Here is an 11,498-nt window from a genome sequence, read left to right on the forward strand (position 1 = left end):
ATGTACCGCCCCCGCGGTGCGTTGAACGATCGTGGACGAAAAGGACACAGGCGGCATGTACGGCTGGATCTGGCGGCATCTGCCGGGAAACGCGTGGGTACGCGTGGCGATCTCCCTCGTGCTGGTGCTCGCGGTGGTGTTCGTGCTGTTCCAGTACGTCTTCCCGTGGGCCGAGCCGCTGCTTCCGTTCAACGATGTGACGGTGGACGAGGGATCGGGAGCCACTCCGTGAGCGCGCGCATTCTGGTTGTCGACAATTACGACAGCTTTGTCTTCAACCTGGTCCAGTACCTCTACCAGCTCGGCGCCGAGTGCGAGGTGCTGCGCAACGACGAGGTCGAGCTCGCCCACGCCCAGGACGGCTTCGACGGCGTCCTGCTGTCCCCCGGCCCGGGGACACCGGAAGAGGCCGGCGTCTGCGTCGACATGGTCCGCCACTGCGCGGACACCGGCGTACCGGTCTTCGGCGTCTGCCTCGGCATGCAGTCGATGGCCGTCGCCTACGGAGGCGTCGTCGGCCGGGCTCCCGAACTGCTGCACGGCAAGACCTCGCCCGTGGTCCACGAGGGCCTCGGCGTCTTCGAGGGACTGCCCTCGCCCTTCACGGCGACCCGGTACCACTCCCTCGCGGCCGAGCCGCCGACCCTCCCGGACGTCCTGGAGGTCACGGCGCGGACCGAGGACGGGATCATCATGGGCCTGCGCCACCGCGAGCACGACGTCGAGGGCGTGCAGTTCCACCCCGAGTCGGTGCTGACCGAGTGGGGCCACCGGATGCTCGCGAACTGGCTGGTGCGCTGCGGCGACGCGGGTGCGGTGGCGCGTTCGGTGGGGCTGGCCCCGGTGGTGGGCAAGGCAGTCGCGTGACCGTGCTCGCGCCGTCCGCGCCCACGGAGGGCAGGGCCGCGCGACGAAGGGCAGCGCAGGAGGCCGCGAAGCGCACGCGTGCGCGGGGCGGGGGCCGGGGCCGGCGGCGCAGGCGCCCTGCCTCGGGCGGGCCGGTCGTGGTCGTCAGCCGCGTCGCCGGGGAGCTGTTCATCACGCTGGGCCTGGTGATGCTGCTCTTCGTGGGCTACCAGCTCTGGTACACGAACTTCCTGGCGGGCCGGACGGCCGATGACACCGCCGGCTCGCTGCTCCAGAACTGGGACCGCAATCCGGGCGGGGCGACCGTCCCGCCCGTGGCGGCGTTCGAGCCGGGTCAGGGCTTCGCGATCCTGTACATCCCGAAGCTGGACGTGAAGGTGCCGGTCGCGGAGGGGACGAACAAGGCGAAGGTCCTCGACAGGGGGCTGGTCGGCCACTACGGCGAGGAGCCGTTCAGGACGGCGATGCCGGCCGACCCGCAGGGCAACTTCGCGCTGGCGGGCCACCGGAACACGCACGGCGAACCGTTCCGCTACATCAACCGGCTGGTGCCGGGGGACAAGATCGTGGTCGAGACCCGGGACGCGTACTACACGTACGAGATGACCTCGCAGCTGGCGCAGACCCCGCCGTCGAACGTGTCGGTCATCAAACCGGTGCCGGTCGGATCGGGCTTCACCTCCCCGGGCCGCTACATCACCTTGACCACGTGCACGCCCGAGTTCACCAGCACCTACCGGATGATCGTATGGGGCAGGATGACCGGTGAACGACCCCGCAGCCAGGGCGCTCCGCCCGAGCTGACCAGCCCGTAGAGGATCCCGCAGTGTCACGTGCCGCACCGCCCCCGCACCGCAGTGTCCTCGCGGGGCTCCTGAGCCTGCTGGGCGAGCTCCTGATCACGGTGGGTCTGGTGCTCGGCCTGTTCGTGGCGTACTCGCTGTGGTGGACGAACGTCCTCGCGGACCGGGACGCCTCCGCGCGCGGCGACGCGGTGCGCCAGCAGTGGAGCAACCCGGCGCAGGCGCCCGCTCCGGCGGGGTCCGCCCAGCCGGGGGTGCTGGACACCCAGGGCGGTATCGGCTTCCTGCACGTGCCGGCGATGAAGAACGGCGAGGTGCTGGTCAAGCCGGGCACCGGATCGGACGTCCTGAACGACGGCGTCGCCGGGTACTACACGGAGCCGGTGAAGTCGGCGCTGCCGTGGGACCCGGCGGGCAATTTCACGCTGGCGGCGCACCGGGACGGGCACGGGGCCAAGTTCCACAACATCGACAAGCTGAAGAACGGTGACGCGGTCGTCTTCGAGACCCGCGACACCTGGTACGTGTACAAGGTCTTCGCCGAGCTGAGCCAGACGTCGAAGTACAACGTGGACGCGATCAGCCAGGTCCCCAAGGAATCGGGCCGGACGGCGCCGGGGCGGTACATCACGCTGACGACCTGCACGCCCGTGTACACCTCGAAGTACCGCTACATCGTGTGGGGCGAGCTGGTCCGCACGGAGAAGGTCGACGACAGGCGCACCCCGCCCGCGGAGCTCCGCTAGGAGCAACGGAGCCCCTGGGGAGTCGGACCCCGCTGCTCCAGGCCTCCAGGAGGCCCCTGTGGACGGCCGTGACGTCTCCCTGGGCGGTGATGGCCGGGGAGTCCCGGGTGAAGGCGCAGGTGGCCACGTAGAGGGCCGCATCGGCCCGGGTGGATCCGTCCGCCGCGACCCTGTGGACGGAATGGGTCCGGCCCCTCTCGTCGAGAGGGGCCGGACCCATTCGTGCTGGAAGTGCCGCTGGTCGGCGGTCAGCCGCCCAGGCCTCCGAACAAGCCGCCGTTGCCGCCGTTGCCGCCCTGGCCGCCTTCGACCGTGGTCACGTTGATGACCGTGTTGGGGGCCACCGGGCTGCCGACCGCGGGGTCCGTGGTGAGGATCTTCGACCTGCCCTCCGACGGGCCCGACAGGACGGAACCGAAGATCAGGCCCCTGGAGGCGAGCTCGGCCCTGGCCTGGTTGATGGTCTTGCCGAACAGGTTCGGGACCTGGACCTGCTGGACCGCCTTGGCGACGGTGATGTTGACCGTCGTGCCGACGTCCACCGAGCTGTTGGGGGACGGGTCCTGGCTGATCACCGTCTTGGGGGCCGTGCCCGGGGGCGCGTCCACCTCCGTGGTGCTGCCGAGCTTCAGCTTGACGGCCTGGAGCGCCTTGACGGCGTCCTCCCGGCTCTTGCCCGACAGGTCCGGGACGGTCGCCTTGGAGACTTCCTTGGCCACCTGGAGGGAGACGGTCGAGCCCTTCTCGGCCTCGCCGCTCTTCGGGTTCTGGTCGATGACGGTGCCGGGCGCCCGCTCGGACTCGACGCTCTTCTTCTCGACCTGGAAGCCCTTGTCCTGGAGCGCCTTCTCCGCGTCGGCGACCGCCAGGTTGACGACGTTGGGAACAGCGACCTTGGGCGCGCCGGTGGAGATCTTCACCTTGACGGCGGACTTCTTGTCGACCTTGGTGCCCTCGGCCGGGCTCTGCTCGCAGACGCTGCCCTTGGGCGCGGCGTCGCAGGGCATCTCGCCGTCCTTCTGGACGGTGAGCCCGACGTTGTCGGCGTTCTTCTGGGCCTGCTCGAAGGTTTCGCCGACGAGCTTGGGCACCGCGGGCCGGTTGTCCACACCGTTGCCGGGGAAGAGCGCGCGCCCGATGAGGATCGCGCCGACCAGTACGAGGACGCCGGCGGTCACCAGCAGGATCGTGGAGGTCCTGCTCTTCTTCTGAGGGCGCCGGCCGTGGCCGCCCTGGTCGTAGCCGCCCTGGTCCCCGTACCCGTACCCGCCGTCGCCCGGGGGCATCGGGGGGAGCATGGAGGTCTGGTTCGGGTCGGTGGTGCGCAGGGCGGTGGTGGGCTGGTCGTAGCCCTGGTGTCCGTAGCCGTGCCCCTGGTCCGGGTAGCCGTAGCCGGCCGCGCCCATGGAGGCGGTGGCGGCGACGGGCTGGCCGTCGAGGCAGGCCTCGATGTCGGCGCGCATCTCGTCGGCGGACTGGTAGCGGTAGTCGGGGTCCTTGACCAGTGCCTTCAGCACGATCGCGTCCATCTCGGGCGTGATCTCGGGGTCGAAGTTCGACGGGGGCTGGGGCTCTTCCCGTACGTGCTGGTACGCGACGGCGACCGGGGAGTCGCCGATGAAGGGCGGCCGGACGCTGAGGAGCTCGTAGAGCAGGCAGCCGGCCGAGTAGAGGTCGGAGCGCGCGTCGACCTGCTCGCCCTTGGCCTGCTCGGGGGAGAGGTACTGGGCGGTGCCGATGACGGCGGCGGTCTGCGTCATGGTCATGCCGGAGTCGCCCATGGCGCGGGCGATGCCGAAGTCCATGACCTTGACCTGGCCCGAGCGGGTCAGCATGACGTTGGCGGGCTTGATGTCACGGTGCACGATGCCGGCGCGGTGCGAGTACTCCAGCGCCTGGAGGATGCCGATGCACATCTCCAGGGTGCGCTCGGGCAGCAGCTTGCGGCCGGAGTGCAGGAGCTCGCGCAGGGTCGAGCCGTCGACGTACTCCATCACGATGTACGGGATGGAGATGTTGTCGACGTAGTCCTCGCCGGTGTCGTACACCGCGACGATCGCCGGGTGGTTGAGCGATGCGGCCGACTGGGCCTCGCGGCGGAACCGGGCCTGGAAGGACGGGTCGCGGGCGAGATCGGCACGCAGGGTCTTGACGGCGACGGTACGGCCGAGCCGGGTGTCGTGGGCGAGGTAGACCTCGGCCATGCCACCGCGGCCGAGCACGTGGCTCAGCTCGTACCGGCCGCCGAGGCGACGCGGCTCTTCCATAACGTTGCAGCCCTCTCCGTCAGTCCCGACCGCACCCGTGTGTGGTCCGGCGGTGTGCTGTTCGCGCAAAGGCTACCGGCCGATCGTCGGTGATCGGTTCGTGACCACAGGCTGATACCGGACCGGTACCGTACGCTCCGATCCGGACGGGAAAAGTGATCCGGATCACGCTCCTGCGTCCCTTGCGGCTCTCGCGTGGTGCGCGGCCCCGTCCGTCACCCCTTGTTGCTCTTCAGGACGGCTTCCATCACGGCCTTGGCCACGGGGGCGGCGAGGCCGGCACCGCTGATGTCCTCGCGGTCCGCGCTGCTGTCCTCGATGACGACGGCGACGGCGACGGGCGAGCTGCCGTCGGGGTTCTCGGCGTAGGAGATGAACCAGGCGTACGGGCGCTTCTTGTTGCCCTCGCCGTGCTGGGCGGTACCGGTCTTTCCTCCGACGACGGTGTTCTTGATCCGGGCGGTGGTGCCGGTGCCCTTCTCGACGACGTTGACCATCATCTCCTGGATCTTCTTCGCGTTCTCGGCGGAGACCGGCCGGCCCATTTCCTGGGGTTCGTGCTTCTCGATGAGGTCGACGTTGGGCGAGGTCAGCTGGTCGACCATGTACGGCTTCATCAGCTTGCCGTCGTTGGCGATGGCGGCGGTGACCATGGCCATCTGCAGCGGGGTGGCCGCGGTGTTGAACTGGCCGATGGAGCTGAGGGCGTTGCCGTCCTTGCTCATGGTCTTGTCGTAGACGCTGGCGAAGGCGCGGACCGGGGTGTCGATCTTGTCGTTGTTGAAGCCGAACTTCTCGGCGGTCTTCACCATGTTGTCCCGGCCCACCTTGTTGCCCATGTTGGCGAACACGGAGTTGCAGGAGACGCGCAGGGCCTCGTTGAGGCTGGCCTTCTCGCAGCCGCTGGCGTGGTTCTCCATCGGGGTCTGGGTGCCCGGCAGGATGTACGGCTCGGGGGTGTCGGTCGGCGCGTTGATGTCCGTGACGATGCCGTTCTCCAAGGCCGCGGCGGCGGTGACGACCTTGAAGGTGGAGCCGGGCGGGTAGGTCTCGCGCAGGGCGCGGTTGACCAGCTTCTTGTCCTCGCTGTCCTTGAGCTCGACCCAGGCCTTCTCGTCGTTCTTGGAGTTGCCGGCGAAGACGGAGGGGTCGTAGGAGGGGGTGCTGACCAGGGCGAGGATCGCGCCGGTGCGCGGGTCGATCGCCGCGACCGCGCCCTTCTTCTCGCCGAGCTTGTCGAAGGCGGCCTTCTGGGCGGCGGCGTTGAGCGTCGTGACGACGTTGCCGCCCTGCTTCTTCTCGCCGGTGAACATGCCGATGGTGCGGTCGAAGAAGAGCCGGTCGTCGTTGCCGGTCAGGATCTGGTCCTCGAGGGACTCCAGCTGGGTGGAGCCGAAGGCCTGCGAGGCGTAGCCCGTCACCGGGGACCAGAGCGGGCCGTCGAGGTAGGTCCGCTTGTACTTGTAGTCGCTGCCGTCGGTGACGGCGGAGCCGGTGATCGGCTTGCCCTCGACGATGATGTTGCCGCGTTCGGTGGCGTACTGGGCGATCTGGACCCGGCGGTTCTCCTTGCGGGTGCTCAGGTCCTCGGCCTTGACGTACTGGAGCCAGTTGGTCCGCACGAGCAGTGCCAGGACGAGCAGCCCGCAGAAGATCGAGATGCGGCGCAGGGGCTTGTTCATGACGGGCGGACCACCTGGGTCATCTCGGAGTCGGGGGACGGTGCCGGGGCCGGGGCAGGGCGGCGTGCGGTGTCGCTGATCCGGATGAGGATGGCGATGAGGATCCAGTTCGCGAGGACGGAGGAACCGCCCGACGCGAGGAAGGGCATGGTCATGCCGGTGAGGGGGATGAGGCCCATGACTCCGCCGGCGACGACGAAGATCTGGAGTGCGAAGGCGCCGGAGAGGCCGATGGCGAAGAGCTTGCCGAAGGGGTCGCGGGCGGCGAGGGCGGTGCGCACGCCCCGCTCGATGATCAGGCCGTAGAGCAGGAGGAAGGCCATGACCCCGGCGAGCCCGAGCTCCTCGCCGACGGTGGCGAAGATGAAGTCGGAGTTGGCGGCGAATCCGATGAGGTCGGAGTTGCCCTGGCCCCAGCCGGTGCCGAGGACCCCGCCGGAGCCGAAGCTCATGATCGACTGGCCGACCTGTTCGCAGGCGCCGGACTTGGTGTAGCAGGCGAAGGGGTCGAGCCAGGCGGTGACACGGGCCTTCACGTGGCTGGCGGTGGCGCCGACCACGGTGGCGCCGCCCACGCTCATGAGCAGGCCGATCACGATCCAGCTGGTGCGCTCGGTGGCCACGTACAGCATGATCACGAACATGCCGAAGAAGAGCAGCGAGGTGCCGAGGTCGTTCTCGAAGACCAGCACCAGCAGGCTCATCGCCCAGATCATCAGGATCGGGCCGAGGTCGCGGCCGCGCGGCAGGTAGAGGCCCATGAAGCGGCGGCTGGCCAGGGCCAGGGCGTCGCGCTTGACCATCAGGTAGCCGGCGAAGAAGACGGCGATGACGATCTTCGCGAACTCGCCGGGCTGGATCGAGAAGCCACCGACGCTGATCCAGATCTTGGCGCCGAAGACGTCGGCTCCCAGGCCCGGGATCACGGGGAGGATCAGGAGGACCAGCGAGGCGGCCATCGAGATGTACGTGAACCGCTGGAGCACCCGGTGGTCCTTGAGGACCAGCAGTACGCCCGCGAACAGGGCGATGGCGAGGCCCGTGTACATCATCTGCCGGGGCGCGGACTCGGAGAAGGCGCCGAAGGAGCGCTTCGCGAGGTTCTGCAGCCTCTCCGACTGGTCCAGACGCCAGATCAGGACGAGGCCGAGCCCGTTGAGCAGCGTGGCGATCGGCAGCAGCAGGGGATCGGCGTACTTGGCGTAGCGCCGTACGACGAGGTGGGCGATGCCCGCGAGGACGCCGAGGCCGAGCCCGTAGGTGAGCATGCCCGGGGGCAGCTTCCCGTGGATCGACAGGCCCGCGTTGGCGTAGGCGAAGATCGGGATGACCACGGCGAACGCGAGCAGCAGTAGCTCGGTGTTCCGCCGGCTCGGCAGCTCGATGGCGCCGATGGTGGTCGTATTGGTGACAACGCTCATGGTGTGGCAGGCCCCCTGTGCCCGCGTATGTCTACTGCTTCTCGCACGAGCCGACGACCTGCTGCTCGGCGGCAGTCAGGACCGGGCCCGGTGTTTGGTTGTTCTGCGCCTCGGCGGCGCGCCGCTCCTCGTCCTTCTTGCACGCGGAGGCCTGGGTGCCCAGCTCGTCGACCTTCAGGCGGGCACCGTCGAGGCTGCTCTCGCTGATGGTGTCCTGGACGAGCTTGCGCTTGAAGGGCGGCAGGTACTTCAGTTCGATGTCGGGGCGGTCGGTCTCCACCTTGGAGAGCGACAGCGGCCCGAGCTTCTGGCTGATCCCGCGGAAGAGTGCGACGTGCTCGCCCTTGGCGCCGACGTAGAACTGCGTCTGGGTCCAGCGGTAGCCCGCGTACAGGCCGCCGCCGATGACGCCGAGGACCACGAGCAGCGTGAGCGTGCGGGTGGTCCACTTGCGTCCTTTGCCGCGACGCCTGCGCGGGTGGTCGTACGTGTCCTCGTAGCCCGGGTCGCGGTCGTACGGGTCGGGCTCGCCGAACCCGCCGTAGCCGCCGTCGGCTCCGCCGCCCTGTCCCTGGGCGCCGTAACCGCCGTAGCCGGGGGCCTCGCCGCTGCCGGGGGGGCCGAAGGCGCCGGCGGGCGGGGGGGCCTGGCGGCCGAGCCCGGAGGCGCGGCCGGCCGGCGTCTGCATGGCGTTGCCGCCGTCGAAGAGCTGGTGGTGCTGGTTCTCGGCGACCGCGCCGACGACGACCGGGGTGTCGTTGACCTGCGCGGCCAGGGTGTCGCCGCTGTCGGTGTCCAGGACGTCGGCCACGATGCAGGTGATGTTGTCGGGGCCGCCGCCGCGCAGCGCGAGCTGGATGAGTGAGGCCACGGTCTCGCGGGGGCCGTGGTAGTCGGCGAGGGTCTCTTCCAGGGTCTGGTGGGAGACGACGCCGGAGAGCCCGTCGGAGCAGATGAGGTAGCGGTCGCCGACCCGGACCTCTCGGATGGAGAGGTCGGGCTCGACGATGTCGCCGCTGCCGAGGGCTCTCATCAGCAGGGAGCGCTGTGGGTGGGTGGTGGCTTCCTCTTCGGTGATCCGGCCCTCGTCGACGAGGCGCTGCACCCAGGTGTGGTCCTGGGTGATCTGCGTGAGGACGCCGTCGCGGAGCAGGTAGGCGCGGGAGTCGCCGACGTGGACCAGGCCGAGGCGCTGGCCCGTCCAGAGCAGGGCGGTGAGCGTGGTGCCCATGCCTTCGAGCTGGGGATCCTCCTCGACCATGACGCGCAGCTGGTCGTTGGCGCGCTGCACGGCGGTGCTGAGCGCGGTGAGGATGTCCGAGCCCGGGACGTCGTCGTCGAGCTGCACGAGCGTGGAGATCACCTCGGAGCTGGCGACTTCACCGGCGGCCTGGCCACCCATGCCGTCGGCGATCGCGAGGAGACGCGGACCGGCGTAGCCGGAGTCCTCGTTGCCCTCGCGGATCATGCCCTTGTGCGATCCGGCGGCGAACCGCAGGGACAGACTCATGCGCACCTGCCCTGTCGACGCCTCGGGGTACAACCGGTCTCGAGCCACACTGCCCACCCTCCGGTCGGGAGCGCGCTCGGATCCGTGTCCCCGGTGGGACGGACCGCTGCGGCTCGCTCGCTCCGCTCGCTCATTCTCGTACTACTTCCGCAGCTCGATGACGGTCTTGCCGATGCGGATCGGTGCGCCCGGCGGAATGGGCGTCGGGGTGGTCAGCCGGGTCCGGTCGAGATACGTGCCGTTGGTGGACCCGAGATCCTCGACGATCCACTGGCCGTCACGGTCGGGGTAGATCCTGGCATGCCTGCTGGAGGCGTAGTCGTCGTCCAGCACGATCGTGGAGTCGTGGGCCCGGCCCAGGGTGATCGTCTGGCCTGCGAGGGCCACCGTGGTTCCCGTGAGGGTGCCCTCGGACACGACGAGTTTGGTGGGCGCACCGCGGCGCTGGCGCTGCTGCGGTGGGGCCGCGGTCTGCCGGCCCTGCTGCTGCGGGGCGCCGGTGGCGCCCCCGCCGCGTCGGGAACCGCGCTGCGTGACTCTCGTACCGAAGAGATCGCTGCGGATGACCTGGACGGCCACGATGACGAACAGCCACAGAACGGCCAGGAAACCCAACCGCATGACCGTCAGGGTCAGCTCTGACATTGCCCCCGCTTCACCCTTCGGCTTGCCGGTAAATGATGGTGGTGCTGCCCACGACGATCCGCGAACCGTCGCGGAGCGTAGCGCGGGTGGTGTGCTGCCCGTCCACCACGATGCCGTTGGTGGACCCGAGATCCTGGATCGTCGAGGGCGTTCCGGTCCGGATCTCACAGTGCCGGCGCGATACGCCGGGGTCGTCGATCCGCACGTCGGCTTCGGTGCTTCGGCCGAGTACGAGCGTAGGGCGCGAGATCTGGTGACGGGTACCGTTGATCTCGATCCAGTGGCGCCGGACGGCGCCGCCGGGAGAAGCGTGGGGTGCCGGTCCGCCGGGACCCGGCCGGCGCGCGCCGGGTCCGCCCGGGGGCGGTCCGGCGGGCATGGGCGGCGCGGAGACCGGGGGGTAGCCGTACCCGCCGGGCTGGCCCGGGGAGGCCTGGTGGCCCTGTCCCTGGCCCGGCCCCTGTCCCGGAGCCTGCTGGCCCGGGGACTGGGAGGTGCTGGAGGCGAGCGTGCGACTGCGGACCCGGTAGAGACCGGTGTCCAGGTCGTCGGCCTTCTCCAGCTGGACCTTGATGGGCCCCATGAAGCTGTAGCGCTGCTGCTTGGCGTAGTCGCGGACGAGGCCCGCGAGCTCGTCGCCGAGCTGGCCCGAGTAGGGGCTCAGGCGCTCGTAGTCGCCCGTGCTCAGCTCCACGATGAAGTCGTTGGGGACGACGGTCCGCTCGCGGTTCCAGATGGTGGCGTTGTTGTCGCACTCACGCTGGAGGGCGCCGGCGATCTCCACCGGCTGGACCTCGGACTTGAACACCTTGGCGAAGGTGCCGTTCACCAGACCTTCGAGTCGCTGCTCGAACCGCTTCAGAACTCCCATGGGGCACCTCCTCCGTCGTTGTCGCCCTGTACTGCTTACTGATCGTATCCACGCGTGGCGGATTCGGGTGGTTCCCCATCAGTCACGTGCGCAGGAGTGTTGGTCCTCACAAGCGATCGTAGGGGCGCCCCCAGGACAGTGTCCCGCACCTGGAGCCGAGTGCGGGAGGGGCCGGCGTCGGGAGGGGCCGGGGGAGCACGAAAAGCGATGTGAATCCACCCCCTCCGACGTGCTAATGTTCCGATGTCGCCAGGGGAACGGCCCGCAAGGGGAGAACCACTGGTAGCTACTTGCGCGAGTGGCGGAACGGCAGACGCGCTGGCTTCAGGTGCCAGTGTCCTTCGGGACGTGGGGGTTCAAATCCCCCCTCGCGCACTTGGAACACCGATGGTGTTCTTTGAAACGACGAAACGGTCGTCATCGTGATCACGATGACGACCGTTTTGCTTTGCCCCGGGGCGATGTCGTTGTCCCGATGCCGCCCGGCCCGTCCCCCCGAACGGGGACGACGGGGGCCTTGCGGGTGGGCGTCCCGTCGACGACCGCTTTCCGGAGCATGCGCCGCTGCGGTCGCCCGTCGGTGAGGACGTTGGGCGGTACGGACCGGTTGGCCGGCAGTCCCAGGGCGGCCCCAGGGCGGCCCCGGGGCGGCCGCCGGGTCGGCGGCGGGGCGGATCAGCCGCCGA

10 protein-coding genes and 1 tRNA gene are annotated in these 11,498 nt (G+C 69.5%); 5 read left to right on the forward strand and 6 right to left on the reverse strand.

Annotated elements, in window-relative coordinates; translation table 11 throughout:
* The first annotated feature begins 31 nt into the window (after positions 1-31).
* Genes OG389_RS19605 through OG389_RS19620 form a run of 4 tightly spaced genes read left to right on the forward strand, consistent with a single transcriptional unit; the run spans position 32 to position 2,416 of the window.
* Positions 32-232 carry a hypothetical protein gene (locus tag OG389_RS19605; RefSeq protein ID WP_266960486.1) on the forward strand — a complete coding sequence of 67 codons (201 nt, stop codon included), beginning with the start codon at positions 32-34 and terminating at the stop codon, positions 230-232.
* Positions 229-867 carry an aminodeoxychorismate/anthranilate synthase component II gene (locus tag OG389_RS19610; RefSeq protein WP_328299760.1) on the forward strand — a complete coding sequence of 213 codons (639 nt, stop codon included), beginning with the start codon at positions 229-231 and terminating at the stop codon, positions 865-867. Before OG389_RS19605 ends, OG389_RS19610 begins: the two co-directional genes overlap by 4 nt.
* Complete coding sequence (locus OG389_RS19615) at positions 864-1,682, forward strand: class E sortase (RefSeq protein ID WP_443059313.1); 819 nt, start codon at positions 864-866, stop codon at positions 1,680-1,682. Before OG389_RS19610 ends, OG389_RS19615 begins: the two co-directional genes overlap by 4 nt.
* Positions 1,683-1,693: 11 nt before the next feature.
* Complete coding sequence (locus OG389_RS19620; RefSeq protein WP_328299761.1) at positions 1,694-2,416, forward strand: class E sortase; 723 nt, start codon at positions 1,694-1,696, stop codon at positions 2,414-2,416.
* 248 nt (positions 2,417-2,664) lie between these two features.
* Here the strand turns inward: OG389_RS19620 and pknB are convergent, their stop codons facing one another.
* The 6 genes from pknB to OG389_RS19650 all read right to left on the reverse strand — a co-directional run bounded on the left by pknB (position 2,665) and on the right by OG389_RS19650 (position 10,812).
* On the reverse strand, positions 2,665-4,683 hold the full coding sequence (gene pknB / locus OG389_RS19625; RefSeq protein WP_328299762.1) for a Stk1 family PASTA domain-containing Ser/Thr kinase: 2,019 nt from the start codon (positions 4,681-4,683) through the stop codon (positions 2,665-2,667).
* A 215-nt stretch (positions 4,684-4,898) separates the two neighbouring features.
* The gene (locus OG389_RS19630) at positions 4,899-6,365 is read right to left on the reverse strand and encodes a peptidoglycan D,D-transpeptidase FtsI family protein (protein WP_328299763.1); all 1,467 of its coding nucleotides are present in this window, start codon (positions 6,363-6,365) and stop codon (positions 4,899-4,901) included.
* The gene (locus tag OG389_RS19635) at positions 6,362-7,786 is read right to left on the reverse strand and encodes an FtsW/RodA/SpoVE family cell cycle protein (RefSeq protein ID WP_328299764.1); all 1,425 of its coding nucleotides are present in this window, start codon (positions 7,784-7,786) and stop codon (positions 6,362-6,364) included. The genes OG389_RS19630 and OG389_RS19635 overlap by 4 nt, the downstream gene beginning before the upstream one ends.
* Before the next feature lie 31 nt (positions 7,787-7,817).
* Positions 7,818-9,296, reverse strand: a complete 1,479-nt coding sequence (locus OG389_RS19640; protein WP_328299765.1) for a PP2C family protein-serine/threonine phosphatase — start codon at positions 9,294-9,296, stop codon at positions 7,818-7,820.
* Positions 9,297-9,437: 141 nt separating this feature from the next.
* Positions 9,438-9,941, reverse strand: coding sequence for an FHA domain-containing protein FhaB/FipA (locus OG389_RS19645; protein ID WP_328299766.1), 504 nt, complete (start codon positions 9,939-9,941; stop codon positions 9,438-9,440).
* A gap of 10 nt (positions 9,942-9,951) precedes the next feature.
* Positions 9,952-10,812, reverse strand: coding sequence for a DUF3662 and FHA domain-containing protein (locus tag OG389_RS19650; RefSeq protein WP_328299767.1), 861 nt, complete (start codon positions 10,810-10,812; stop codon positions 9,952-9,954).
* Positions 10,813-11,104: 292 nt separating this feature from the next.
* Here OG389_RS19650 and OG389_RS19655 point away from each other — a divergent pair.
* Positions 11,105-11,187: transfer RNA gene (locus OG389_RS19655), tRNA-Leu, on the forward strand.
* Positions 11,188-11,498: the final 311 nt, after the last annotated feature.

The sequence above is a fragment of the Streptomyces sp. NBC_00435 genome (assembly GCF_036014235.1).
Lineage (GTDB): Bacteria > Actinomycetota > Actinomycetes > Streptomycetales > Streptomycetaceae > Streptomyces.

Coding starts and splice junctions, on each gene's coding strand:
- OG389_RS19630 (WP_328299763.1), bottom strand. CDS start 6,365: ATGAACAAGCCCCTGCGCCGCATCTCGATCTTCTGCGGGCTGCTCGTC.
- OG389_RS19650 (WP_328299767.1), bottom strand. CDS start 10,812: ATGGGAGTTCTGAAGCGGTTCGAGCAGCGACTCGAAGGTCTGGTGAAC.
- OG389_RS19645 (WP_328299766.1), bottom strand. CDS start 9,941: ATGTCAGAGCTGACCCTGACGGTCATGCGGTTGGGTTTCCTGGCCGTT.
- OG389_RS19635 (WP_328299764.1), bottom strand. CDS start 7,786: ATGAGCGTTGTCACCAATACGACCACCATCGGCGCCATCGAGCTGCCG.
- pknB (WP_328299762.1), bottom strand. CDS start 4,683: ATGGAAGAGCCGCGTCGCCTCGGCGGCCGGTACGAGCTGAGCCACGTG.
- OG389_RS19640 (WP_328299765.1), bottom strand. CDS start 9,296: ATGAGTCTGTCCCTGCGGTTCGCCGCCGGATCGCACAAGGGCATGATC.